The sequence below is a fragment of the Acidovorax sp. GW823-FHT01C06 genome (assembly GCF_058798375.1).
Window position 1 is genome coordinate 218,420 of the sequence record NZ_JBXAKN010000001.1, and the last position, 24,258, is coordinate 242,677.

Annotated in this window: 20 protein-coding genes and 1 pseudogene; 12 read left to right on the forward strand and 9 right to left on the reverse strand. The window is 67.1% G+C overall.

Annotated elements, in window-relative coordinates; genetic code table 11:
* Positions 1-207 precede the first annotated feature (207 nt).
* Both AC1RCS_RS01000 and AC1RCS_RS01005 read left to right on the forward strand, forming a co-directional pair.
* Complete coding sequence (locus tag AC1RCS_RS01000; protein WP_492244726.1) at positions 208-1,209, forward strand: helix-turn-helix transcriptional regulator; 1,002 nt, start codon at positions 208-210, stop codon at positions 1,207-1,209.
* Positions 1,210-1,562: 353 nt separating this feature from the next.
* Positions 1,563-3,692 (forward strand): TonB-dependent receptor, encoded by a 2,130-nt coding sequence (locus AC1RCS_RS01005; protein WP_492244725.1) that lies wholly within the window; start codon positions 1,563-1,565, stop codon positions 3,690-3,692.
* 253 nt (positions 3,693-3,945) lie between these two features.
* Here the strand turns inward: AC1RCS_RS01005 and AC1RCS_RS01010 are convergent.
* Positions 3,946-4,044 (reverse strand): annotated as a pseudogene (locus AC1RCS_RS01010) (MBL fold metallo-hydrolase); the annotation flags it as partial.
* 535 nt (positions 4,045-4,579) lie between these two features.
* On the opposite strand from AC1RCS_RS01010, the gene AC1RCS_RS01015 reads away from it, so the two are divergent.
* Positions 4,580-7,273, forward strand: a complete 2,694-nt coding sequence (locus tag AC1RCS_RS01015) for an IPTL-CTERM sorting domain-containing protein (protein ID WP_492244724.1) — start codon at positions 4,580-4,582, stop codon at positions 7,271-7,273.
* A 159-nt stretch (positions 7,274-7,432) separates the two neighbouring features.
* Here the strand turns inward: AC1RCS_RS01015 and AC1RCS_RS01020 are convergent, their stop codons facing one another.
* Positions 7,433-8,071: an MBL fold metallo-hydrolase gene (locus tag AC1RCS_RS01020; RefSeq protein ID WP_492244723.1), complete on the reverse strand. Its 639-nt coding sequence runs from the start codon at positions 8,069-8,071 to the stop codon at positions 7,433-7,435.
* 65 nt (positions 8,072-8,136) lie between these two features.
* Positions 8,137-9,054, reverse strand: coding sequence for a LysR family transcriptional regulator (locus AC1RCS_RS01025; protein ID WP_492244722.1), 918 nt, complete (start codon positions 9,052-9,054; stop codon positions 8,137-8,139).
* A gap of 111 nt (positions 9,055-9,165) precedes the next feature.
* Between AC1RCS_RS01025 and gstA the strand changes: the two genes are divergently transcribed.
* Genes gstA through AC1RCS_RS01040 form a run of 3 tightly spaced genes read left to right on the forward strand, consistent with a single transcriptional unit; the run spans position 9,166 to position 10,412 of the window.
* Entirely contained in the window at positions 9,166-9,774 is a 609-nt protein-coding gene (gene gstA, locus AC1RCS_RS01030; RefSeq protein WP_492244721.1) for a glutathione transferase GstA, read from the forward strand.
* Positions 9,775-9,810: 36 nt separating this feature from the next.
* Complete coding sequence (locus tag AC1RCS_RS01035; protein WP_218339123.1) at positions 9,811-10,038, forward strand: tautomerase family protein; 228 nt, start codon at positions 9,811-9,813, stop codon at positions 10,036-10,038.
* Complete coding sequence (locus AC1RCS_RS01040) at positions 10,035-10,412, forward strand: nuclear transport factor 2 family protein (RefSeq protein WP_369641130.1); 378 nt, start codon at positions 10,035-10,037, stop codon at positions 10,410-10,412. The genes AC1RCS_RS01035 and AC1RCS_RS01040 overlap by 4 nt, the downstream gene beginning before the upstream one ends.
* A gap of 144 nt (positions 10,413-10,556) precedes the next feature.
* Here the strand turns inward: AC1RCS_RS01040 and AC1RCS_RS01045 are convergent, their stop codons facing one another.
* Both AC1RCS_RS01045 and AC1RCS_RS01050 read right to left on the reverse strand, forming a co-directional pair.
* A complete protein-coding gene (locus AC1RCS_RS01045; RefSeq protein ID WP_218296663.1) occupies positions 10,557-12,464 on the reverse strand; it encodes a GspE/PulE family protein in 1,908 nt (635 codons plus the stop codon).
* Positions 12,465-12,486: 22 nt separating this feature from the next.
* A complete protein-coding gene (locus tag AC1RCS_RS01050) occupies positions 12,487-13,290 on the reverse strand; it encodes an exodeoxyribonuclease III (RefSeq protein ID WP_218296731.1) in 804 nt (267 codons plus the stop codon).
* A gap of 10 nt (positions 13,291-13,300) precedes the next feature.
* Between AC1RCS_RS01050 and pyrE the strand changes: the two genes are divergently transcribed.
* Both pyrE and AC1RCS_RS01060 read left to right on the forward strand, forming a co-directional pair.
* Positions 13,301-13,999 carry an orotate phosphoribosyltransferase gene (gene pyrE / locus AC1RCS_RS01055; protein WP_218296664.1) on the forward strand — a complete coding sequence of 233 codons (699 nt, stop codon included), beginning with the start codon at positions 13,301-13,303 and terminating at the stop codon, positions 13,997-13,999.
* Between the two features lie 5 nt (positions 14,000-14,004).
* Positions 14,005-14,712, forward strand: a complete 708-nt coding sequence (locus tag AC1RCS_RS01060; protein WP_369641132.1) for a DUF4124 domain-containing protein — start codon at positions 14,005-14,007, stop codon at positions 14,710-14,712.
* Between the two features lie 92 nt (positions 14,713-14,804).
* Here the strand turns inward: AC1RCS_RS01060 and gatB are convergent, their stop codons facing one another.
* Genes gatB through gatC form a run of 3 tightly spaced genes read right to left on the reverse strand, consistent with a single transcriptional unit; the run spans position 14,805 to position 18,124 of the window.
* Entirely contained in the window at positions 14,805-16,313 is a 1,509-nt protein-coding gene (gene gatB / locus AC1RCS_RS01065; protein ID WP_492244720.1) for an Asp-tRNA(Asn)/Glu-tRNA(Gln) amidotransferase subunit GatB, read from the reverse strand.
* 1 nt (position 16,314) lies between these two features.
* Positions 16,315-17,817, reverse strand: coding sequence for an Asp-tRNA(Asn)/Glu-tRNA(Gln) amidotransferase subunit GatA (gatA, locus tag AC1RCS_RS01070; RefSeq protein WP_492244719.1), 1,503 nt, complete (start codon positions 17,815-17,817; stop codon positions 16,315-16,317).
* A 7-nt stretch (positions 17,818-17,824) separates the two neighbouring features.
* Positions 17,825-18,124, reverse strand: coding sequence for an Asp-tRNA(Asn)/Glu-tRNA(Gln) amidotransferase subunit GatC (gatC, locus tag AC1RCS_RS01075; protein WP_218296668.1), 300 nt, complete (start codon positions 18,122-18,124; stop codon positions 17,825-17,827).
* Positions 18,125-18,328: 204 nt separating this feature from the next.
* Between gatC and AC1RCS_RS01080 the strand changes: the two genes are divergently transcribed.
* The 4 genes from AC1RCS_RS01080 (at position 18,329) to mrdA (ending at position 23,091) form a co-directional block, all read left to right on the forward strand.
* Positions 18,329-19,372, forward strand: a complete 1,044-nt coding sequence (locus AC1RCS_RS01080; RefSeq protein ID WP_008907364.1) for a rod shape-determining protein — start codon at positions 18,329-18,331, stop codon at positions 19,370-19,372.
* A 129-nt stretch (positions 19,373-19,501) separates the two neighbouring features.
* Positions 19,502-20,425, forward strand: a complete 924-nt coding sequence (mreC, locus tag AC1RCS_RS01085) for a rod shape-determining protein MreC (protein WP_218296669.1) — start codon at positions 19,502-19,504, stop codon at positions 20,423-20,425.
* Positions 20,426-20,507: 82 nt separating this feature from the next.
* Positions 20,508-21,026, forward strand: a complete 519-nt coding sequence (gene mreD / locus AC1RCS_RS01090) for a rod shape-determining protein MreD (RefSeq protein WP_218296670.1) — start codon at positions 20,508-20,510, stop codon at positions 21,024-21,026.
* A gap of 124 nt (positions 21,027-21,150) precedes the next feature.
* Positions 21,151-23,091 (forward strand): penicillin-binding protein 2, encoded by a 1,941-nt coding sequence (mrdA, locus tag AC1RCS_RS01095; RefSeq protein ID WP_369641136.1) that lies wholly within the window; start codon positions 21,151-21,153, stop codon positions 23,089-23,091.
* A 130-nt stretch (positions 23,092-23,221) separates the two neighbouring features.
* Here mrdA and AC1RCS_RS01100 read toward each other — a convergent pair whose 3' ends face one another.
* Positions 23,222-24,112, reverse strand: coding sequence for a DMT family transporter (locus AC1RCS_RS01100; RefSeq protein WP_492244718.1), 891 nt, complete (start codon positions 24,110-24,112; stop codon positions 23,222-23,224).
* Positions 24,113-24,258 lie beyond the last annotated feature (146 nt).

Below are 24,258 nucleotides of genomic sequence, written 5' to 3' on the forward strand. Positions count from 1 at the left end.
CCATCGGCGGCGGCCGGTTCGATGGCCAATATTGAGAATCATTTGCATTTATTATGCCGACTTGCTAGCATCCCATGCCGCGGTGCCCGCCGTGTTTGCCAAGCGGAGAAAAACCTTTGCGCAAACGCCAGGCCCCGGGTTCCACGCGCCGTGGCGCATTGCCGTCCGCTGCCCCTGCCGCTTTTTCGCCGTCACACCTGCCTGCCCATGTCTGTCGTCAGCCCCTTGAGTGTGCTGTCCGCCGCGCCCGCGTCGGACGGCATGCAGGCGTCGCTGCAGCGCCATCTGCAGCGCCTGCGCGTGCTGCGTCCGGGCCTGCACCTGCACGCGGACGATGCGGCCGATGCGCAGGATTTCACGGCCAGCGGCGAGATGGAGACGGGCCTGCGCATCGTGGTGCTGCTGGAGGGCTCGGTGGACGTGAGCTACGGGCCGCGCCGCGTGGCGCTGTCGAGCGCGGCGGACCACGCCCGCCAGTCCCACGATGCAGGCCTGGCCAGCCTGCCGCGCGCCCTGCTGGTGTCGGTGGCGGAGCCGGAGCGCTTCGAGCGCCGCGCCCGCAAGGGCGCGTATGCGCGCCGGGTGAGCGTGGGCCTGGGCGGCGAATGGCTGGAGCAGGTGGCCGGCCCGTCGGCCTCCGGCGCCATCGAGGCCTTCCGCCGCCAGCACCTGGCCATGCACCACTGGCAGCCCTCGGCGCGCATCGCCGCCCTGGCCGAGCAGCTCACCCATGCGCCGGACCTGAGCCCCCTGCTGCTGCACCTGTACCTGGAGAGCCGCGCGCTGGAGCTGGTGGGCGAGGCGCTGGGCAGCCTGGCGCAGCACGCCCCCGGGCCCGCGCCCGCGCCGGCGCCTGCTCCCGCGCCCACCGGGCTGCGGCTGCTGCCCCACGAGCACCGGCGCATGCGGGCGCTGCATGCCTTCCTGCAGACCGAAGGGGCCATGGACCTGTCGCTCGATGCCCTGGCGCGCCAAGCCGGCACCAACGCGAACACGCTGCAGCGGCACTTTCGGGCGGTGTACGGCACGACGGTGTTTGACTTCGTGCGCGAAAGCCGCCTGCAGCGCGCCCGCAAGGCCCTGGAGCAGGAGGGCCTGACCGTGGGCCAGGCGGCGCTGGTGGCGGGCTACAACAGCGCCGCCAATTTCGCCACGGCCTACCGCAAGCGCTTTGGCATGCCCCCCAAGCTGGCGCGAGTGAGGGTCTGAAGCCCGCCGGGCCGCCTCGCGGCTCCCCCGGTCCTGGCAAGGCCCGTTCCACGGCGGCCCTGGCGGGGCCGCGGCAAACGTCTTTGTTGGGCGTGCAAACACAGGGCGGCGGGCTGCGTGAAATCATCGCTCCCATGCCGGGTGGAACCAGCCGGCACGCCTTGCAACACGTTCCGGGCACCGCGCCTGGATGGCTTCCTCGCGGAGCCACTGCGCGCCCTGAGTGAAATCGCATTCATTCCTGTTTGCAATCCGTTGGCGAGGCGGACTCCCTTCTCCTTCGTTTTTGATTCAGGACTTCTATGCAGACTCGCCGCCCATCCCCGGGTGTCCCCCGGGCACATCCTTTTGCCTTGCGCCAGGTCGCCCAGGCCTGCGCGTGGACCTTGCTGGCGGGTGCCGGCGCGGCCCTGGCGCAGCAGAACGCGCCCGCCCCGTCCGCCACGCTGCTGCGGGAAGTCACGGTGAATGCGGCCGCCGAGACTCCCGACAGCCTGCCAGCCGCGGCCCCGGGCGGCCAGGTCGCCAGGGGCACGCGGCTGGGCGTGCTCGGCAACGTGGGGGTCATGGACACGCCGTTCAACATGACGGGCTACACCGCCGAAGGCATCGCCGACCAGCAGGCGCAGACCGTGGGCGCGGTGCTCAAGAACGACCCTTCGGTGCGCACCACCACCAACGAAGGCCACATCGTCGAGAACTTCATCATCCGGGGCTTCGGCGTGGGCGCCGGCTCGCTGGCCATCAACGGTGCCTATGGCCTGGCGCCCGAGCAGAACACGCCCACCGAGATGTTCGAGCGCGTGGAGGTGCTCAAGGGCCCCGGCGCCATGATGATGGGCCTGCCCCCCGCGGGCGACGTGGGCGGCGCGATCAACCTCGTGCCCAAGCGCGCGGGCAAGGAGCCGCTCACGCGCGTGACCACCACCTATTCGTCTAAGTCCAATGTGGGCGCGCACGCCGACGTGTCGCGCCGCTTCGGCGGGGAACAGCGCCTGGGCGTGCGCGTCAATGGCGTGCTGTCGGGCGGCGAGACCTGGCTCGACCACCAGACCAAGGCGCGCGAGATCGGCCACCTGGCGCTCGACTACCAGGGCGAGGGCTGGAACGTGGAGGCCGATGCCTATTCGCTCAGGAACAAGGTGCGCAAGGGCTCGCCCATGCAGCCCATCATCGCGGGCTGGACCACGGTGCCCAAGGCGCCCGACGGCTCCACCAACTTCTTCTACGGCGAGGGCGTGTACAGCAACACGCAGACCCAGGGCCTCATCGTGCGCGGCCAGGCGAAGATCAACGCGGGCTGGACGGCGTTTGCCTCGGCGGGCAAGGCCGAGCATTCCTACGACGGCTTCATCTTCGGCACCCGCCCGGTGTGGACGGCGGCGAACGCGGCCTCGGGCAACGCCACGGGCACGGCCTACAACTCCTGGGGCGAGTACGGCACCACCACGGCCGAGCTGGGCCTGCGCGGCCAGTTCGGCACCGGCGCCGTGGCGCACAGGCTGACCCTGGCCGCCAACGTGATGAATTACGAAGGCGGCAGCCGCGGCAACGGCACGGCGCCCATCAACAGCAACATCTACCACCCCACGCCCATCACCATGCCGGCCGGGGCGGCGGCATCGACCTACAGCAAGATGAACGATGACGCGATGACGGCGCTGAGCGCGGTCGACACGCTGTCGTTCGCCGACGACCAGGTGCAGCTCACCCTGGGCCTGCGCGCGCAGCGGGTGCACCAAAAGCTCAACAAGTACAAGGAGAGCGCCGTGACGCCGCTGGTGGGCGTGGTGGCCAAGCCTTGGGGCGAGACCGTTGCGCTGTACGGCAACTACGTGGAAGGCCTGAGCGCGGGCACGACCGTGAAGGCGCCCTATGCCAACGAAGGCCAGACCTTCGCGCCGTACAAGAGCAAGCAGGTGGAGGTCGGCGTGAAGTGGGTGAGCGGCAGCCTGACGCAGACCGTGAGCCTGTTCCAGATCAGCAAGCCCGCCCTGATCGAGCAAGACAACCGCCAGGTGCTCGACGGCGAGCAGCGCAACCGGGGCGTGGAGTGGAACGTGTTCGGGCAGTTGGCCCCGGCGCTTTCCCTGCTGGGCGGCGTGGCCTACACCGAGGCCGACCAGACCCGGACGAACAAGGGCGTGAACCAGGGCAGCGCGCAGTTCGGCGTGCCCCGGCTCACCCTGAACCTGGGTGCCGACTGGGCGGTTCCCGGCGTGCAGGGCCTGTCGGTGAACGGCCGCGTGAACCACACCGGTTCGCAATGGCTCACGGGCGACAACAGCGTGAAGCTGCCGTCCTGGACCACCCTGGACGTGGGCGCCCGCTACGCCACGCGTCTTGGCGCGCAACCGGTGGTGCTGCGCGCCACGGTGACCAACCTCGCCAACCGCGCGTATTTCGAGAGCATCTGGGGCGCGGGCCGGGTGAACGTGGGCGCGCCGCGCGCCGTGCGCCTGTCGGCCTCGTTCGACTTCTGATCCCGGCGAAGCACGGCGCGAGCGAAGCAACCCCGCCACGGGGTCTGGCGTGTGTCCTGGTGGGCACGCCAGGCGCCTGTGGTGGGGCTGGTTATGCTATCAATATAATAGCTATTGGCGCTTGATGGATAGGCGCTGGCGGCCAAAAACATCCAAAACACCAAGACTTCCGTCGGCACGGCACGGCACGGCACGGCACGGCATGCAAGCCGGGCCACGGGCCGCGCGCCGCCGCGGGGCTGTCCAGCGGGGCTCAGGTCCCGCCCACGTAGGGATTGCTCTGGCGCTCCCGCCCGAACGTGCTCCCGGGGCCGTGGCCGGGAATGAACACCGTCTGATCTCCCATCGGCCACTGTTGTGACAACGTGAGGCCCAGGCTCCGAACCTCCGTGAACAGCAGGTCCAGGTTGCTCACGGGGTCCATCATGACGACCTGGTGGGGTGTTGCTGACAGAGATAGGCGGTTGCAAACAGGGATTGACGATCTCGCGGGGCCGCGCTGGAGCACCATCAGGATGCCGTGGATGCTTGGGGGCGTCGCATGGGCCTGTGCCCAGGCAAGCCGCCGGAGGATGTTGTGCCACGTCGGGCATGCCCGCACGCAGATTTTGATACGCACAGTCAATTTGTCTGAAACTCCCAGTCAATCTGGATGTGGTTGACCCTCCTAGGATGCGATAGCTGGTCAGCGATGTTCGTCTCGCGCTCACTCCAGCCAGGAGGTACTGGCTTTCATTCGGCGCCTTCTCCCCCCAAAGACTCATTCAGGGAAGACGGTTCCAGTGAAGCCATTGCAAGCCCAGTGCACAGCGGTCTTATTTCGCATTCATCAGATCCGGCGTTCGCTGTCCCGGATTTACCAGACGCCTGGCTCCCGTAGCGGGGCCATGGCGATGATCCGCCGCTCCGTCCCGGGGGCGCTTTTGCGCTGCACCGTCGCGTTGGCCATGGTGCTGCTGTCAGGTGTTGTGCAGGCGCAGACCAACACCTGGGCTGGCAGCGGCAGCCTGGCTACCGCACGCAAAGCCCATACCGCAACAGTCCTGCCCGATGGCACCGTGCTGATTGCGGGGGGCTGGGCCTACAGCAGCAGCAACCTTGCCAGCACCGAGTTGTATGACCCGGTCGCAGGCACCTGGAGCGCCAAAGGAAATCTAAATGCTGGGCGCGCGTACCACACCGCCACCCTGCTGCCCAATGGCAAGGTGCTGGTTTCCGGTGGAGCAGGGAGCCGCGGCGCGCTTGCCGGCGCCGAACTCTACGACCTTGGCACAGGCAGTTGGAGCGCCACGGGCAGCATGTCCGGCGCACGTTTGTTCCACACCGCCACCCTGCTGGCCAATGGCAAAGTGCTTGTCGCGGGGAATGGCGCAGAGGTCTACGACCCGGCCACCGGCCAGTGGAGCACCACGGGCACCATGGTCACCACGCGCGACGCCCACACTGCCACGTTGTTGCCCAACGGCAAGGTACTCGTCGCGGGGGGGAACAACGCGGACGTTGGCTACCTTGCCACCGCTGAACTTTACGACCCGGTCACTGGCACATGGAGCGCCACAGGCACTATGACCACACCGCGTATCAGTCACACCGCCACCCTGCTGCCCAGTGGCAAAGTGCTGGTGGCTGGTGGGGGAGGCAACGGCGCACGCTCCAGTGCCGAGCTGTACGACCCCGCCACAGGCATGTGGAGCACCACTGGCAACCTGGCCAACAAGCGCAGTTCTCAAACCGCCACGTTGCTGCACAGCGGCAAAGTGCTTGTTGCCGGAGGAGATGGCAGCACTTACCTCGCTAGCGCTGAGCTCTACGACCCCGCTACCGGCACCTGGGACACTACCAGCAGCCTGGCCACCGGCCGGGTCAGCCACACGGCCTCCCTGCTGTCCAACGGTAGAGTGCTCGTTGTAGGCGGGTGGAATACTGGCGGCTACCTCGCAAGTGCCGAGCGATACGAAGTAGGCCCTGGCGCCTGGAGGGCTACCGGCAGCATGATTGGCGGGCGCAGTGTCCACACCTCCACTTTGCTGCGCAGTGGTGAAGTGCTCGTCACCGGCGGGTTCGGCGGTGGCGGGGGTTTTCTTGCAAGCGCTGAACGGTACAACCCCGCCACAGATAGCTGGAGCCCCACGGGCAGCATGATCACCGGGCGCACTTTTCACACCGCCACCGTGCTGCCCAGCGGCAAGGTACTGGTCACTTCAGGGGTCGCGAACGGCGGTGCGCTTGCCAGCGCAGAACTTTACGATCCCGTCGCTGGCACATGGAGTGCTGCCGGCACCCTCGCCGTCGCTCGCTACAACCGCACGGCCACTCTGCTGGCCAATGGCAAGGTGCTTGTCGTGGGAGGTGAGGGCGCTGGCAGCGTCTTCACCAAAGGCGAGCTCTACGATCCCGAGACGAACCAGTGGAGTGTCACAGGCAACATGGCCGATGAGCACATTTATCACACGGCCTCCCTTCTGCCCAATGGCAAAGTGCTTGTCGCAGGTGGATACACCAGCGTCGGCATGCTCTCCAGCACTGAACTCTACGACCCCGCATCCAACGCCTGGAGCCCCGCGGGCGGCATGGCCACCTGGCGCTATTCCCACACGGCCACCCTGCTGCCCGACGGCAAGGTCATCGTCGCGGGGGGGCGGGGCGTCAGTGGCATGCCGGCCGATGCAGAACTCTACGACCCTGGCGCAAATACCTGGAGCGCCGCGGGCAGTCTGGTACGCACCCGCACAGGTCACACGGCCGCCCTGCTGCCCAGTGGCAAGGTCCTCCTCGCGGGCGGAAGCAGCGGCGATTTCGCCAGCTCTGAGCTCTACGACCCGGCCACCGCCACTTGGAGCGCCACGGGCAGCCTGAACACCGGGCGCGTCAACCACCGAGCCACCCTGCTCGCTGACGGCAGGGTCCTGGCTACAGGGGGCAGCGGCAGCTCTGACGCCAGCGTCGAGCTTTATGCAACTTCTGCCCCTGCAGTGCAGACATACAGCGCCATGGTGTCCGTTCTGGTTGGTGGCGGGCCGGGCGGAGGGGGGAGCGTGGGCACGGGTGTGGGGTCGGTAGCGATCAGCGGCGGCGCGCCAGGCTGCGCGCTCGATACCACCGCCACGGGGTTCAGCAGCGCGGTGCCTTCAGGCCTGCCAGCCAACGCCAGCACGCCCGCCGGGATGTTTCGCTTCCGCTCCACAGGCTGCGCGGGCAACACGCTGACGGTGCGAATCACCTACCCCCACGCACTTCCTGCCGGGGTGCAGCTGATGAAGTATGGGCCTGCCAGCGTGGGGGCCGCCAGCAGCTGGTATCCAATGACCGGTGCAACGCTGAGTGCAGACCGGTTGACTGTGGCGTACGCGATCACCGACAACGGCATGGGCGATGGCAATACAGCCGATGCGGGGGTGATTGAAGACCCGTTCGCACCGGTGTTGCTGGCTGCGATCCCCGGCACGTCAGGCCCAGCTTCCATTCCCACCCTGAGCGAGTGGGGGCTGATCCTGTTGTCGCTGATGGCGGCTGGCCTGGGCATGCACCAGATGCGCCGTAGCAGCGCCTTCCGGTCCCGTGCCTGTGGGCGGGGGGCATAGGGCGAAATCGTAGACCTGCGTGACGGGGCATGTCCCGAGAACTTCACGTCCTTGTCGACATGCTCGCTGCGCCGGCGCCACCATGGCAGGCGTCACCAGGTAGTAGCCGTTGCGCCACTGCATCCTGGGCGAAGTCCGCTGGCAGCGAAACGGCCCAGGTCAGGTATTGCCCACGTAGGGATTGCTCTGGCGCTCCCGCCCGAACGTGCTCTCGGGGCCGTGGCCGGGAATGAACACCGTCTGATCTCCCATCGGCCACAGGCGCTGCGTGATGCTGTCGATGAGCTGCTGGTGGTTGCCCTGCGGGAAGTCCGTGCGGCCGATGCTGCCTGCGAACAGCACGTCGCCCACAAACGCGCGGTCGATCTGCGGCGCGTGGAACACCACATGCCCCGGCGTGTGCCCCGGGCAGTGGCGCACGTTCAGCGTCTCGTTGCCGATCTGCACCTGGTCGCCATCGTGCAGCCAGCGCGTGGGCGTGAAGTGCTGCGCGGGCGGAAAACCAAACATCGCGCTCTGCTGCGGCAGGCCGTCGATCCAGAACTGGTCGCCCGGGTGGGGGCCCACGATGGGCAGCGAAAGCCGCTGGGCCAGCTCGCCCGTGCCGCCCGCGTGGTCGATGTGGGCGTGGGTGAGCCAGATCTGTTCGAGCGTGAGGTCAAGGCGCTGGATTTCTGCCAGCAGCACATCCAGGTCACCGCCAGGGTCGATCACGGCGGCTTTGTGGGTGGCGTCGCACCAGACGAGGGAGCAGTTTTGCTGGAACGCAGTAACAGGGATGGTGAGGTAGCGGAGCATGGTGGGTGAGGGTGGTTGTGTGTATTTTGCGGTCCGGCGCATGGCGCAGGGTGGACGGGCCAGGCTCAAGCCCGCGCCAGCCGATCGACGAGGAAATCCACCAGCACGCGCACGCGCAGCGGCATGTGCCGGTTGGCGGGGTACAGCAGCGAAAACGGGCGGGAGGCGCCCGCGTGCGCGGGCAGTAGCTCTTGGAGCGCGCCGCTGCGCAGGTCGGCCTCCACAATGAACCGGTAGGTCTGCAGCAGCCCCGCGCCGGCACGCGCCAGGGTCACGGGGCCCAGGATGTCGTCGGCGCAGCGCAGGCGGCCTTGGGTGGGCACCTCCACATCGCGCCCGGCGGCGTCGCGCAGTATCCATGGCACCGCTTGGCCGCTGCTGGGCAGCACGAACTGGATGCACTCGTGCGCCGCCAGGTCGGCCGTTTCGTGCGGCGTGCCGCGACGCGCCAGGTACGCCGGGGCGGCGACCACCACCAGGGCGGCGTCCTCCAGCTTGCGCGCCACCAGCCCCGAGTCGATGGGCGCGCGACCGCGCACGGCCAGGTCAAAGCCTTCCTCGGTGAAGTCCACGTTGCGGTTGCTCAACTGCAGCTCCAGCTCCACGCCGGGGTAGGCCTGCGCAAATGCGGGCAGCAGCGGCAGGATGCGGCAGTGCCCGTAGGACGTGGGCAGGCTGAAGCGGACCAGGCCTGCCGGGCTTTGCTGCTGGCCTGACAGTTCGCGCTCCGCCTCGGCCAGCTGCCCCAGTGCCTGGCGGCATTGCTCGTAGTAGCGCTTGCCGGCGTCGGTCAGCCGCACCTGGCGCGTGGTGCGCTGGAACAGGCGCACGCCCAGGCGCGCCTCCATGCGCGCCACCGATCGGCTCACGGCCGCCGCCGTCAGCCCGGCCGCCTGGGCGGCGGCCGTGAAGCTTTGCCACTGCGCGGTCAGGCAGAACAGCTCGATGCTGCCCAGCTTCAGGTCGTCGAATTGGCGCGCCATGTCTTGTTTATTACTTCATGTAATCAGTGAAATTCCCAGAACCTAGTTTATTGCTGTTTACATCGCCAATACCATCGCTTCACCTTTCCACCACACCCCCTGGGCCTCTCCATGAAGCTGTACTTTTCCCCCGCCGCCTGCTCCTTGTCGCCCCACATCCTGCTGCTGGAATGTGGCTTGCCGTTTGCGCTGGAGAAGGTCGATACCGCGCGCCACCAGACGGCCGACGGACAGGATTTCCATGCGATCAACCCCAAAGGCCAGGTGCCCGTGCTGGAGCTGGACGACGGCTCCCGCCTCACCGAAGGCCCGGTCATCGCGCAATACATCGCTGACCAGGCCCAGGCCACGCAACTGATGCCGGCCGCCGGCACGTGGGCGCGCTACCGGGTCATGGAGTGGCAGAACTACGTCAGCACCGAGCTGCACAAGTCCTTCACGCCCCTGTTCCAGGCCGGGCTGGACGACAAGGCCAAGGCCGCGCTGGCCGCCCTGCTGCGCAAGAAGATGGAGTGGCTGGACGCGCAGCTGCAGGACGGCAACTACCTGACGGGCGAGCACTTCACGGCGGCCGACGCCTATCTTTTTGTGGTGCTGGGCTGGGCCAAGTTCGTGAAGCTGGACATCAGCGACCTGGCCCATCTGCAGGCGTTCATGCGCCGCGTGGCCGCGCGCCCTGCCGTGCAGGCCGCGATGCGGGCCGAAGGGTTGCTGGGCTGAGACGCCGTTCATTCATCCATCCACAAGGAACACGCCATGCCTTACATCAACATCAAAGTGACCCGCGAAGGTGTCAGCAGTGCGCAAAAGGCCGCACTGATCCAGGGTGCGACCGATTTGCTGGTGCGCGTTCTGAACAAGGAGCCCGCCACCACCTTTGTCGTGATCGACGAGGTCGAGACCGACAACTGGGGTGTGGCCGGTGAGACGGTGACCGTGCGGCGCCAGCGTGCCCGGGTGGCCGCCGCAGGGAATGCGCCATGAGTGACCCGCGCTTCGACGCAGTCGCCGCCGTGCTGCAGGAATATTTCGACGGCCTGTGCCACAGCGATACCCAGCGCCTGCGCCGCGTGTTCCACCCGCAGGCGGTCTATGCCTGCGCCACGGCCGAGCCTGCGGTGATCCTGCGCATGGAGGCGTATTTCCCCATCGTGGACCAGCGCCCCTCGCCCGCCAGCCGGGGCGAGACGGTGCAGGAGCGCATCCTGTCGATTGAATTCGCCGGACCGGTGACGGCCCTGGCCAAGGTCGAATGCGCCATCCTGCCCAAGCACTTCACCGACCTGCTGACCCTGATCCATGTGGACGGGCGCTGGCAGATCATTGCCAAGGTGTTTCACTACGAGCTGGATCGCTGAGGCGACGGCGTGAACAAGTCGGCGACTGGGGCTCAATCCGGATGAGACTCATTTTTTGATAGCTGCTAGCGCTTATCCGTTAAGCGTTAGTGGCCAATTTGGTCACATTTTTACAGTGATCGCCATCTCCGAAGTGGGCCCATCTCACAGGTTGGTCGCGGCCACCACTTCCGACATGTCGGTCAGCCCCTGCAGCACCTTCTCGATGCCGTCCTGGCGCAGGGTCAGCATGCCGGCGGCCAGTGCCGAGTGGCGGATGTCCGAGGCGGGGGCGCGGTGGCGGATGTGCTGCCGGATGGTCTCGTCGCTCAGCATCAGTTCATGGATGCCCAGCCGGCCGTGGTAGCCATGGCCGTCGCATTGCGTGCAGCCCACATGGCGCCACAGGCGCAGCTCGCCCTGCGCTCCGCCGTGCTGCTGGCGCCAGCGCGCCACCTGTGCCGCGCGGGCCTCGGGGGTGTTGTGGGTGCCGCTGTCCAGGTACTGCGATGCCAGGCCCAGCAGCGTGTCGTGGTCGGCCACACGCGGCGCGCGGCAGGCCGTGCACAGGCGGCGCACCAGGCGCTGGGCCAGGATGGCGAGCAGCGAATCGGAGAAGTTGAACGGGTCCAGGCCCATCTCCAGCAGCCGCGCAATGCTCTCGGGCGCCGAGTTGGTGTGCAGGGTGGACAGCACCAGATGCCCCGTCAGCGAAGCCTCGATGGCGATGCGCGCGGTTTCCTCGTCGCGCATCTCGCCGATCATGATCACGTCCGGGTCGGCGCGCAGAAAGGTGCGCATGGCGGCGGCAAAGGTCCAGCCGATGCGCGGGTTCACCTGCACCTGGCGCAGCCCTTCCTGGGTGATCTCGATGGGGTCTTCGGCCGTCCAGATCTTGCGGCCTGCCGTGTTGATGTCGCGCACCACCGAGTGCAGCGTGGTCGTCTTGCCGCAGCCCGTGGGGCCGCACACCAGCACCAGGCCATAGCTTTTCTGCACCACCGCCCGCAGGGCCTGCAGGTTGGGCGGGCTCAGGCCGATGTTCTCCAGTGGCAGCGGCTTGGCACCGGCCAGCAGGCGCAGCACCACGTCCTCCAGCCCGCGCGAGGTGGGCACGGTGACCACGCGCAGCTCCACCGGCGGGCCGCCGAAGCGGGCGAAGTCGATCTTGCCGTCCTGGGGCTTGCGGTGCTCCGAGATGTCCATGCCCGCCATGATCTTGATGCGCGCCACCATGGCGAAGCGGTAGCGCGCTGGCAGCTCCAGGTAGGGCGTGAGGTCGCCGTCGATGCGCAGGCGGATGCGCACGTTCTGCGGCGCGGGCTCGGTCTCGATGTGGATGTCGGACGCGCGGTGGTGGATGGCTTCGTCGATCACCGAGTTGATGAGCCGCACCAGGGTGTTGTCCGACTCGCTGATCACGTCGGCCTGCTCGGAGTCCGTGTCCGGGACGGTGCTGCCCAGGTTGGCGGCCAGCTCGCGCGAGGTGGCGCGGGCGGCGGCGGTGGCGTCAGAGGCGCCGCCAGGCTGGGTGCGGTAGGCGCTGTGGATGGCGGGCATCAGCGTGCCTGGCGCGGCCTGCAGCGGAATGAGCCGGCGCTGCGTGAGAAACCGCAGTTCGTCCAGCAGCACGCGATCGAGCGGGTCGGCCATCAGCAGTACCAGCGCATCCTCGCGGGCGATCAGCGGCAGCACGGATTCACGTTCGGCCATCGCCCGGGGCACCAGGGCCAGGGCCGCCGCCTCGGGCGTGATGTCGCCGGGGTGCACGGTGTACTCGCCCAGCCACGCGGCAATGACCTGGCGCAACTGCTCCTGGGTCAGGACGCCATCCTCCACCAGAATCTGTCCGATCAGCCGGTGCTGCCCGCCGCTGCGCTCCTGCTGCTGGGTCTGCAGGCCGTCTTGCAGGGCCGAGGGTGACACCATGCCGGCATGGATCAGCGCCTCGCCCAGGTGCCGCGCTTTGCCGACGGTGGGGTGGGGAGTGGAGAGCTGCTTCCACAAGGATTCCGCGTTGACGGGGCGAAAACCATGGGGCGGGGGGGCGGTGGAGGCAGCGGTGTCGGGCATCAATGGTCAGGGGCGGGCATCGTCAAAGGCTGAAGTCATAGTCCACCGTGATGGGCGCGTGGTCCGAGAATTTCTCACCTTTGTAGATGGATTCAGCACGTGCCAGCGCCGCGATCGCGGGGGTGGCCAGGTGGTAGTCCAGCCGCCAGCCCACGTTGTTGGCATACGCCTGCCCCCGGTTGCTCCACCACGTGTAGGCGGTGTCGGTGGCGGTAGGTTGTAACTGGCGGTAAACGTCTATGATGCCGCCGCCTTCATCAGTTGTGTGCAACAACTTTGTCATCCAGGCCCGCTCTTCGGGCAAAAAACCACTGTTTTTCTGGTTGCTGCGCCAGTTTTTGAGGTCGATTTGCTGGTGCGCAATGTTGATGTCGCCGCACAGGATGAAGTCGCGTTCGCCCTTGACTTTCATCAGATGGGGATGGAACTCGGCGAGGAAGCGGAACTTGGCCAGCTGGCGTTCCTCGCCGGACGAGCCGCTGGGAAAATAGGCGCTGATGATGGACAGCTTGCGGGCCGGCGTGTCAAAGCGCAGTTCCACGTAGCGGCCTTCTGTATCGAACTCTGGCGACCCATAGCCAATGACTACATCAGAGGGTTCATGCCGGGTATAGATGCCCACGCCGGAATAGCCCTTTTTCTGGGCAAAGTGGAAGTGGCCCTGCAGGCCGGCCAGGCGCTCGAAGCGGTTGGCCATGTCGGCCGCCTGGGCCTTCACTTCCTGCACGCAAATACAATCCGGCCGCGTGGCTGCCATCCAGCTTTCCACGCCTTTGCTGGTGGCCGAGCGGATGCCATTGAGATTGAGGCTGGTTAACTTGAACAAGGATTTCCCCATGGTGGATGTTGGCGCGCAAACCTCAGAGCAGGGCCAGCTCGCGCAGGATTTTGTACGGTTTGCCGTCGAATCAGGCGTGCTGCGGTTCGGTGAATTCAAGACCAAGGCGGGCCGCCTGAGTCCGTATTTCTTCAATGCGGGCCTGTTCGATGATGGCCGCAAGATCGGTCGGCTCGCGGAATTCTATGCAAAAGCCCTGCTGGCCAGCGGCATTGAATTCGACATGGTCTTCGGCCCCGCGTACAAGGGCATTCCCCTGGCGGCCACGGTCGCGGTGGAGCTGGCCCGGCTGGGGCGCAACGTGCCTTTTGCCTACAACCGCAAGGAGGCCAAGGACCACGGCGAGGGCGGCACGCTCGTGGGCGCCCCGCTCAAGGGGCGGGTGCTGATCGTGGACGACGTCATGTCGGCCGGCACCGCCGCCCGCGAATCGATCGCCATCATCCGCGCCGCGGGCGCCACGCCCCACGCGGTGGCCATAGCGCTGGACCGGCAGGAAAAAGCCACGGAGAATGGCCAGGATGTGGACCACAGCGCGGTGCAGTACGTTCGCGGGCAACTGGGCATGCAGGTGTGCGCCATTGCCCGACTGGCAGACTTATTGCTGTACCTCTCGCACAACGGGGAAGAGGGGATGCGCTCCCATCATGAGAAAGTGCTGGCCTACCGCCAGCGGTATGGCGTCAACGAAGGGTAGATGATTTGAGCAAGTCGGCGTGGATCATGGGCGGTGTTCTGCTGGTCACCCTGGGCGCCGAGCTGGCCTCGGCACAGCCCCAGGGTGCGCCCGGCAGCATCTATACCTGTGTGGACCGCAGTGGGCGCCGGCTGACGGCCGACCGGCCCATTCCTGAATGCCTGGACCGGGAGCAGCGCGAGCTGAGCCCCTCGGGCATCACGCGCCGGCAGATCGGGCCGTCGCTCACCGAGCTGGAGCGTGCGGCCCAGGACGCCCAGAACCGCAAGGATGCCGAGGAGCGGGCCCGCGTGGTGGAGGAGCGCCGGCGCGAACGCGTGCTGGTGACGCGCTACCCCGACAAGGCGGCCCACGATGTGGAGCGCGCGGCCGCGATCCAGCTGGTGGACGATGTGACCGCCACCGCCGAAAAGCGCATTGCCGAGCTGAAAGCGGAGCGCAAGAAGCTGGATGTGGAAATGGAGTTCTACAAGAAGGACCCCAACAAGGCACCCATGACGCTGCGCCGCAAGATCGGTGAAGTCGATGACAGCGTTGCCGAGCAGCAGCGGTTCATTGCCGGCCAGGACCAGGAAAAGCGGCGCGTGCACGCGCGGTTCGATGCGGAACTGGCCCATCTGCGCAAGCTGTGGGACGCGCAGCGTGTGCCTCCCGCCATGGGCTCGGCCAGTGCCGTTCCCCCCGTTGGCGCACCGGCGGCGCGCGTGCCCTAGGGCCGGGCTGGGGCAGTAAAAACAAAAGGGGCCCTGAGGCCCCTTTTGTTTTTTTACCGTGCCTTTGCCCCGCAGGGCAGGCCGGTCAGGCGTCAGCTGCCCAGCTTTGCGCGCAGCAGATCATTGACCTGCTGCGGGTTGGCCTTGCCCTTGCTGGCTTTCATGATCTGGCCGACCAGCGCATTGAACGCCTTGTCCTTGCCCGCGCGGAACTGGGCCACGTTGTCGGGGTTGGCGGCGATGACTTCGTCGATGATTTTCTCCAGCGCGCCGGAGTCGTTCATCTGCTTGAGGCCCTTGGATTCGATGATCTCGTCGATTTTTTTGAGATCTTCTATCGCGCGGTCAACATATCCATCAGAGATAGGTTGCCCAGCAATCACACCTGCATCCCACAGTGTTTCAAACACCTGCTTCGCAGCGTTGTTGCTAATCGTGCGATCGCCAATGCGCTGGATCAGAGCGCCCAGTTGAGTGCTACTCACCTTGGCATCGTCGATACCAATCTCTTCCATGTTCAAGCGACGCGATAGCTCGCCCATTACCCAATTGGATGCCAGCTTGGCTTGGCCGCAAACCTTGGCAGCCGCCTCGAAGTACGCCGCCATGGCCTTGCTCTGCGTGAGCGTCGTGGCGTCGTACTCGGGCAGGCCGTAGTCGGCCACGAAGCGCGCGGCCATGGTGCGGGGCAATTCGGCCATCAGCGCCCGCTGTTCCTGCACCCATTGCTCCGAAATGTGCAGCGGCGGCAGGTCCGGGTCGGGGAAGTAGCGGTAGTCCGCCGCGTCCTCCTTGGTCCGCATCGCACGCGTTTCGCCCGTGTCCGGGTCGAACAGCACGGTGGCCTGCTGGATGGCGTGGCCGTCCTCGATCTGGTCGATCTGCCAGCGGATCTCGTAGTCGATCGCCTGCTGCATGAACTTGAACGAGTTCAGGTTCTTGATCTCGCGGCGCGTGCCCAGCGGCCCGCCGGGCTTGCGCACGGACACGTTGGCGTCGCAGCGGAAGCTGCCTTCCTGCATGTTGCCGTCGCAGATGCCGATCCAGGTCACGATCTTGTGCAGCTCTTTCGCATAGGCCACGGCTTCGTCGGACGAGCGCATGTCGGGCTCGGTCACGATCTCCAGCAGGGGCGTTCCGGCGCGGTTCAGGTCGATGCCCGATTGGCCGATGAAGTCCTCGTGCAGGGACTTGCCCGCATCCTCTTCCAGATGGGCGCGGACCAGGCGCACGGTTTTCTTTTCGTCGCCGAGGAAAAATTCCACCTCGCCGCCCTGCACCACCGGGATCTCGAACTGGCTGATCTGGTAGCCCTTGGGCAGGTCGGGGTAGAAGTAGTTTTTACGGGCAAAAATACTCACTGGCGCAATGTGGGAACCGAGGGCCAGTCCTAATTTGATAGCGCAGGCCACCGCCTCGCGGTTCATCACGGGGAGCGTGCCGGGCAGGGCCAGGTCCACCGCGCAGGCCTGGGTGTTGGGCTCGGCGCCGAAGGCGGTGGGCGCGCGGCTGAAGATCTTGCTCTGCGTGGCAAGCTGGGTGTGGGTTTCGAAGCCGATGACGACTTCATAACCGTGGATCAATTTGCTGGTCGTCGTCATGTCACAGGCCTCCGGGTTGGCGGAGGTGGAAGTCGGTGGCTTGCTGCAGGCGGTGCGCAGCGTTCAGAAGGCGGGCTTCCTGGAAGTAGTTGCCGATGAGCTGCAGGCCCACCGGCATGCCGCCTTCGCCAAAGCCGGCGGGCACGCTCATGCCCGGCAGGCCGGCCAGGGAGCCGGGCAGGGTGAAGATGTCGGCCAGGTAGTCGGCCAGCGGGTCGTTGCCATGTTCGCCCAGCTTCCAGGCCACGGTGGGGGCCACGGGGCCGGCGATCACATCGCATTCCTTGAACGCGTTCTGGAAGTCGTCGGCGATCATGCGGCGGATCTTCTGTGCCTGCAGGTAGTAGGCGTCGTAGTAGCCGTGACTCAGCACGTAGGCGCCGATCATGATGCGGCGCTTGACCTCGTCGCCAAAACCTTCGGCGCGGGTCTTCTTGTACATGTCCACCAGGTCGGTGTAGTCCTTGGCGCGGTGGCCGAACTTCACGCCGTCAAAGCGGCTGAGGTTGGACGACGCCTCGGCGGGCGCGATGATGTAGTACACCGGGATGGACAGTTCGGTGCGCGGCAGGCTGATGGGCACGAGCCTGGCGCCGAGCTTTTCGTATTCCTTCAGGGCGCCGTCGACCGCGGCGCGCACGTCGGGCGCGAGGCCCTCGCCAAAGAACTCGGCGGGAATGCCGATGCGCAGGCCGTCGATGCTGCCGTTCAGGTGGGCGCTGAAGTTTTCGGCTGGCACATCGAGGCTGGTCGAATCGCGGTCCGGGTCGGGGCCGCACATGGCAGACAACAGCAGCGCGCAGTCTTCGGCGCTGCGGGCCATGGGGCCGGCCTGGTCCAGGCTGGAGGCGAATGCGATCATGCCGTAGCGGCTGGCGCGGCCATAGGTGGGCTTGATGCCGGTGATGCCACAGAACGATGCGGGCTGGCGGATGGAGCCGCCTGTGTCGGTGCCGGTGACGGCAGGGGCCAGGCGCGCGGCCACGGCCACGGCGCTGCCGCCCGACGAGCCGCCGGGGATGCGGTGGGTGTCCCAGGGGTTGCGCACGGGCGCGGGGGCGTCGAAGCCCACGGGCGCCACGGCCGAGTTTTCATTGGACGAACCCATCGCGAACTCGTCGCAGTTGAGCTTGCCCAGGGTGACGGCGCCCGCGTCGGCCAGGCGGGTGACCACAGTGGCGTCGAACGGAGACTGGTAGCCCGCGAGCATCCTGGAGCCTGCGGTGCAGGGGAAGTCGCGCGTGACGAAGATGTCCTTGTGGGCGATCGGCACGCCTTCCAGCGCGCCCGCCGTGCCGGCGGCAAGGCGGGCGTCAGCGGCCTGCGCCTGCGCCAGGGTGGCGTCTTCGTTCAGGGCCACGTAGGCGCCCAGGTTCTGGTGCGCCTTGGCGCGGGCCAGGAAATGCCGGGCGGCTTCGACGGCGGAGAATTGCTTGTCGCGCAGGCCGGAGGCCAGCTCGGAAACGCCCAGGTCGTGCAGGGCTTTGGTCGTTGTCGTGCTCATGCGCGCCTCACTCGATCACTTTGGGGACGAGGAACAGGCCACGCTCCACGGCGGGGGCGCTCTTCTGGTTGGCTTCGCGCTGGTTGGGCTCGCTGGCCACGTCCTCGCGCAGCCGCAGGGCCACGTCCTGGACGGCCGCGACGGGGTGCGCCAGGGGCGTGATGCCCGAGGTATCCACAGCCCGCATCTGTTCCACGATGTCAAAGAAGCCATTGAGCTGGGTCAGCATGCGCTCACTTTCAGAGGGGGTCAGCTCAAGCCGTGCCAAATTGGCGATGCGGCCGATGTCCTGGGGGGTCAGTGCCATAGGGAGGAGAATTGAGGGAAACCAGAAGTAAAGCTGTGATCCGGGCCGCGCCGGAGGGAGTTATTCACAGGGGATGGGGTATTATCCCGGCTTTGCCGCAATACCCTCCTACCTGCCGGTCATTGTGCGAAAAAAGCGATATTTGACCCCGTAAACCCGGCGATGGCAGGCCGACGTGCATGCCGTGCCTGAGAGGATTTTTGAATGTTCGGAGCTTTCCGTCGGTATTTCTCCACCGACCTTGCCATTGACCTTGGCACAGCCAACACCCTCATCTTCGCCCGCGACAAAGGCATTGTGCTCGACGAGCCCTCTGTCGTCGCCATCCGCCACGAAGGCGGGCCCCATGGCAAGAAAGTCATCCAGGCCGTAGGCCACGAGGCCAAGGCCATGCTGGGCAAGGTGCCCGGCAACATCGAAGCCATCCGGCCCATGAAGGACGGCGTGATCGCCGACTTCGTGATCACCGAGCAGATGATCAAGCAGTTCATCAAGATGGTGCACCCGCGCACGCTGTTCACCCCCAGCCCGCGCATCATCATCTGCGTGCCCTGCGGCTCCACCCAGGTCGAGCGGCGCGCCATCAAGGACGCGGCCGAAGCGGCCGGCGCCACGGCGGTGTACCTGATCGAGGAACCCATGGCCGCCGGCATCGGCGCGGGCCTGCCCGTCTCCGAAGCCTCGGGCTCCATGGTCGTGGACATCGGCGGCGGCACCACCGAGGTCGGCGTGATCTCGCTGGGCGGCATGGTCTACAAGGGCAGTGTGCGCGTGGGCGGCGACAAGTTCGACGAAGCCATCATCAGCTACATCCGCCGCAACTACGGCATGCTGATCGGCGAGCCCACCGCAGAAGCCATCAAGAAGAACATCGGCTCGGCCTTCCCCGGCTCCGAAGTGCGCGAGATGGAAGTCAAGGGCCGCAACCTGTCCGAAGGCGTGCCACGCAGCTTCACCATTTCCAGCAATGAAGTGCTCGAAGCCCTGACCGACCCGCTCAACCAGATCGTCTCCGCCGTGAAGAACGCGCTGGAACAAACCCCCCCTGAGCTGGGCGCCGACATCGCCGACCGCGGCATGATGCTGACGGGTGGCGGCGCGCTGCTGCGCGACCTGGACCGCCTGCTGGCCGAGGAAACCGGCCTGCCCGTGCTGGTGGCCGAAGATCCGCTGACCTGCGTGGTGCGCGGCTGCGGCATCGCGCTGGAGCGCATGGACCGCCTGGGCAGCATTTTCACGAGCGAGTAAGCCCCCGGGCCTGTATGCTGCAGGCACTTTTTTTGCGCTCTGAACTGCATGATTGCACCCGCTCCAATGCTTTTTGAGCATGCGTCCGTGGCCCCGGCTCCACGCGACAGATCCTGACCGCTGCGCACGATGCCACTGGGTACCCTCGAGCGCAGCGCTCCGCCTTTCTTCAAACAGGGCCCTTCGGCCCTTTCGCGCCTGGCCGTCTATAGCGCGCTGGCGCTGTTCCTCATGGTGGCCGATGCACGTTTCCAGCTCACGGGGCCGTTCCGCCAGGCGGTTGCCACCGTGCTTTACCCGGTGCAGTGGCTGATGCTCAAGCCGGTGGAGTTCGCAAGCCATGGTTCCGGGTACTTCCAGTCGCTGCAGACCGCGCAGCAGGAACTGGACGCCGCGCGCAAGAAAATGACCGTGATGGGCCAGCGCGCCAACCAGGCGGAGCAGCTGGCCCTGGAGAACGAGCGGCTGCGGCAACTGCTCGCGCTGCGCGGCCGCCTGGAGACGCCCGCGCAGGCCGCCGAGGTGATCTATGACACCGCCGACCCCTACACGCGCCGCGTGGTCATCGACCGGGGGCAGATGGGCGGCGTGGAGATGGGCGCGCCCGTGATGGATGAGGCGGGCGTGCTCGGCCAGGTGACGCGTGTCTTTCCGCTCGTGAGCGAGGTCACGCTGCTGGTGGACCGCGACCAGGCCATTCCGGTCCTCAACATTCGCACGGGTGCGCGGGGTGTCGCCTATGGGGATCCGGTGGCCGGGCATGGCGGCGGCATGGAGCTGCGCTTCATGCCCGCCAACGCCGATGTGCGGGAGGACGATCTGCTGACCACCAGCGGCGTGGATGGCCTGTACCCGTCGGGGCTCCCCGTGGCGCGGGTGGTGCGCGTGGAGCGCAGGGCCGATTCCGCCTTCGCGCGCATCTACTGCGTGCCCCTGGCCCAGGTGCAGGGCGCCCGCCATGTGGTGGTGCTCAAGCCGCTGGCCGACAACGAGCTGCCGCGGCCGGAGCCCGCGCACCCGGCGCCAGCGAAACGCGGGGGGCGCAAGGGATGAGGGCATCGCCTGTGCCTGCCATGGCCCTTGTGGGGCCGCGCGTCCTGCGCGATGGCCCGTGGCTGCCGCGGGGAGGTGCGCGATGATCATGCCGCGCGGCGAGCCGCTGCTGCTTCCGGTCAATCCGGTCTTCATCGTCGCCAGCCTCGCTGCGGGGCTGGCCATCAACATGCTGCCGCTGGGCCGCATTGTCTGGACGCCGGATGTCCTGATGGTGCTGCTGGTCTTCTGGGGCGTGCACCAGCCCCTGCGCATTGGCATGGGCGTGGCTTTCGTGCTGGGCCTGTGCATGGATGTGAGCCAGTCGGCGCTGCTGGGCCAGCACGCGCTGTCCTACACCGTGCTGTCGTTTGGCGCCATCGCCATCCACCGCCGCCTGCTGTGGTTCAGCGTGCCGTCGCAGGCCCTGCAGGTGCTTCCCCTGTTCGCTCTGGCCCATGCCATCGAGCTCTTGCTGCGGATGGCGTCCGGGGGCATATTCCCGGGCCTGTGGAGCTTTCTGGCGCCGGTGCTCGAAGCCCTGCTCTGGCCGCTGGCCAGCTGGGTGCTGCTGGCGCCGCAGCGCCGGCCTCCCGACCGCGACCAGAACCGGCCTCTGTAGCCATGAAGCAACCTCCTGAGCGCCCGCGCCGCATCCCCCTTGTCCCGCAGCGCTGCGGGCCGGGGGACGGGCGCGCGCCGGTTTCAGCGCACGCCTTCGGGGCGTGGCGCGATGGAGCTGCCGCATGACCGAGGTGCGCAGCAGCGAGGCCGATGCCTCGCGCTTTCGCGTGCGGGCGCTGATCGTCGGCGCCCTGGTGTTCTGTGCGTTCTGCCTCATCGCGGCCCGGCTGGTGTTCCTGCAGGTGGTCCGGCACGAAGACCTTGCGGCGCAGGCCGAGAGCAACCGCACGGCGGTGGTGCCCATCGTGCCCAACCGGGGCCTCATCCTGGACCGCAACGGCGTGGTGCTGGCCACCAACTATTCGGCCTATACGCTGGAGATCACGCCCTCGCGGGCGGGAACGCTCGACGACACCATCGACGAGCTGTCCAAGGTGGTGGAGATCCAGAGCCGCGACCGCCGCCGCTTCAAGCGGCTCATGGAAGAGTCGCGCAACTTCGAATCGCTGCCCATCCGCACGCGCCTGACCGACCAGGAAGTGGCCCGCTTCACGGCCCAGCGCTACCGCTTCCCGGGGGTGGACATCAAGGCGCGCCTGTTTCGCAACTACCCGCTGGGCGACGTGGCCAGCCATGCCATCGGCTACATCGGCCGCATCAACCAGAGCGAGAAGGCGCGCATCCAGGATTCCGAGGACGAGGCCAACTACCGGGGCACGGAATACATCGGCAAGCTGGGGATCGAGCAGAGCTTCGAGTCCGCGCTGCACGGCGCCACCGGGGTCGAGCAGATGGAGACCTCGGCGGGCGGGCGGGCGGTGCGCAAGCTCTCCAGCCACGCGGCCACGCCCGGCGACAGCGTGATGCTGTCCATCGACATCAAGCTGCAGAAACTCATCGAGGAGCTGTACGGCACCCGCCGTGGCGCGCTGGTGGCCATCGACCCGCGCAACGGCGAGATCCTGGCCCTGGTCAGCAAGCCCACGTTCGACCCCAATCTTTTCGTCGAAGGCATCGATGTGGAGAACTGGACCGCGCTCAACGAATCCATCGACAAGCCGCTGCTGAACCGGGCCCTGCGGGGTACGTACCCGCCAGGCTCCACCTACAAGCCCTTCATGGCGCTGGCCGCGCTGCAGCTGGGCAAGCGCTCGCCCAGCCTGGTGGTGAACGATCCGGGGTACTACACCTTCGGCGGCCACACCTTCCGCAGCCACGAGGGCGGGCTGGGCGGTGTGGACATGCACCGCGCCATCCAGCAGTCGAGCAACACCTACTTCTACTCGCTGGCGGTGGACATGGGCGTCGATGCCATCCATGACTTCATGAAGCCGCTGGGCTTTGGGCAGTCCACCGGCATCGACCTCAATGGCGAAGTGCGGGGCACGCTGCCCAGCACGGAGTGGAAACGCAATGCCTACAAGCGCCCGGACATGAAGCGCTGGTTTCCCGGCGAGACCGTGTCCCTGGGCATCGGCCAGGGCTACAACAACTTCACCATGCTGCAGCTCGCGCTGGCGCAGGGCACGCTGGCCAACGGCGGCATCCGCTACCGGCCGCACATGGCCAAGGCCGTGAAGAACGCGGTCACGGGCGTCGTCACCGAGATCGTGCAGCCGCCCGGCGAAGACCTGGGGTATCTGCCCCGGAACGTGGACATCGTGCGCAATGCCATGGTCGCCGTGAACAAGGGCGGCACCGGCACGCGCGTGTTTGCCGGGGCGCCGTACACCTCCGGCGGCAAGACCGGCACGGCGCAGGCGGTGACCATGGGCCAGAACGTGAAGTACAACGCGAAGGCGCTGGAAGAGCACCAGCGCGACCACTCGCTGTATGCGGCGTTCGCCCCGGCAGAGCAGCCCACGATAGCGCTGGCGCTGATTGTCGAGAACGCCGGGTTTGGCGCGGCCCATGCGGCGCCCATCGCGCGCCGCGTATTCGACTACTGGCTGATGGGGGACTACCCGAGCGAGGAAGACATCGCGGCGGTGCAAAAGGGCCAGGCCGGCGCTCCCATTGGCAAGCCGCGCAAGGCGGCGGATGTGCCCGTGGCGGCGCCTTGATATAAAAACAATAGCTGTTAGCGCAATACAGATAGGCGCTGGAGCCCAATCCGGCATCGAATCGCGGTGCCGGCCATTCTTGAAATGAACCCGGTGCCTGCGCTGGGCGCTGGCCGATGCCGGGCCGCCCTCAGGCCGCCGCCGCCCGCGCTGGCGGTGGCTGAAGCTGGCTGAACACCAGCGCCGCCACGATCAGCGCCGCGCCGCCCAGGCCCGCCCATCCCAGCCGCTCGCCGAGCAGGGCCCAGGCGGTGAGCGCGGCGAATACCGGCTCCAGCCCGAACACGATGGCGCTGCGCATGGCGTCCACCCGCTGCTGGCCCCAGGCCTGCAGCGTGACCACCACCACGCTGGCCAGCAGGCCCAGGTACAGCAGCGCCACCCAGGCATCGGCGGGCAACTGCGCGGTGGTGTGCAGCCAGCCCATGCCGCCGCCCTGGCCCAGCAGCATGAACGTGGAAGCCAGTGCCATGACGGTCGCCTGCGCGGCCGCCATGCGCGTGGCCCGCGGCGGGCTTGCCGCCGTGCGGCGCGCGCACTCCTCCAGCGCCAGGATGTAGATGGCGTAGAACACCGTGCTCGCCAGCGTCAGCGTATCGCCCAGGTTCCAGGGCTCGTTCTCGTGGAACATCAGCGCCATGCCCGTGCAGGCCAGGGCACACGCCGCCCACAGCGGCCAGCCGTAGCGGCGCCCCAGCGCCGCCATCGCAATCAATGGCACCACCAGCACATTGAGCCCGGTCACGAAGGCATTGCGGTTGCTGCTGGTGCGCGCCAGCCCCTCGATCTGCAGCCAGAACGCCAGGAACAGCAGGACCCCCAGCGCACAGCCCCACCGCCGCTCGTGGCGCCGCATGCCCCACCACAGCGGGGCCAGCACCACCAGGGCGATCACGAACCGCAGCCAGATGATCTGCAGTGCATCGAGGTGCGCGGACAACAGCTTCATGGCGGGGAAGGTGGTGCCCCACACCACGGTCACCACCAGCAGGGCAATCAGGCCCAGACGTTCGGGTTTCATAGGCTCCAAAAACAAGAAAAGACTGGTCGGTTCCCCGGCCAGCCACTTGCAGAAGATTTCCTCGCAGCGCCTGCGCACGACCTGCTGCCGTCGCACTGGCGCGGCCTCAGCGAGGTAGCCGCGGAACTGGCTCTGCCAGGCCACCG

Bases quoted from the DNA above. Each gene is read 5' to 3' on its own strand.
- AC1RCS_RS01000 (WP_492244726.1), top strand. From the start codon at position 208: ATGTCTGTCGTCAGCCCCTTGAGTGTGCTGTCCGCCGCGCCCGCGTCG.
- AC1RCS_RS01015 (WP_492244724.1), top strand. From the start codon at position 4,580: ATGGCGATGATCCGCCGCTCCGTCCCGGGGGCGCTTTTGCGCTGCACC.
- AC1RCS_RS01020 (WP_492244723.1), bottom strand. From the start codon at position 8,071: ATGCTCCGCTACCTCACCATCCCTGTTACTGCGTTCCAGCAAAACTGC.
- AC1RCS_RS01025 (WP_492244722.1), bottom strand. From the start codon at position 9,054: ATGGCGCGCCAATTCGACGACCTGAAGCTGGGCAGCATCGAGCTGTTC.
- gstA (WP_492244721.1), top strand. From the start codon at position 9,166: ATGAAGCTGTACTTTTCCCCCGCCGCCTGCTCCTTGTCGCCCCACATC.
- AC1RCS_RS01035 (WP_218339123.1), top strand. From the start codon at position 9,811: ATGCCTTACATCAACATCAAAGTGACCCGCGAAGGTGTCAGCAGTGCG.
- AC1RCS_RS01040 (WP_369641130.1), top strand. From the start codon at position 10,035: ATGAGTGACCCGCGCTTCGACGCAGTCGCCGCCGTGCTGCAGGAATAT.
- AC1RCS_RS01045 (WP_218296663.1), bottom strand. From the start codon at position 12,464: ATGCCCGACACCGCTGCCTCCACCGCCCCCCCGCCCCATGGTTTTCGC.
- pyrE (WP_218296664.1), top strand. From the start codon at position 13,301: ATGGTGGATGTTGGCGCGCAAACCTCAGAGCAGGGCCAGCTCGCGCAG.
- gatB (WP_492244720.1), bottom strand. From the start codon at position 16,313: ATGACGACGACCAGCAAATTGATCCACGGTTATGAAGTCGTCATCGGC.
- gatA (WP_492244719.1), bottom strand. From the start codon at position 17,817: ATGAGCACGACAACGACCAAAGCCCTGCACGACCTGGGCGTTTCCGAG.
- gatC (WP_218296668.1), bottom strand. From the start codon at position 18,124: ATGGCACTGACCCCCCAGGACATCGGCCGCATCGCCAATTTGGCACGG.
- AC1RCS_RS01080 (WP_008907364.1), top strand. From the start codon at position 18,329: ATGTTCGGAGCTTTCCGTCGGTATTTCTCCACCGACCTTGCCATTGAC.
- mreC (WP_218296669.1), top strand. From the start codon at position 19,502: ATGCCACTGGGTACCCTCGAGCGCAGCGCTCCGCCTTTCTTCAAACAG.
- mreD (WP_218296670.1), top strand. From the start codon at position 20,508: ATGATCATGCCGCGCGGCGAGCCGCTGCTGCTTCCGGTCAATCCGGTC.
- mrdA (WP_369641136.1), top strand. From the start codon at position 21,151: ATGACCGAGGTGCGCAGCAGCGAGGCCGATGCCTCGCGCTTTCGCGTG.
- AC1RCS_RS01100 (WP_492244718.1), bottom strand. From the start codon at position 24,112: ATGAAACCCGAACGTCTGGGCCTGATTGCCCTGCTGGTGGTGACCGTG.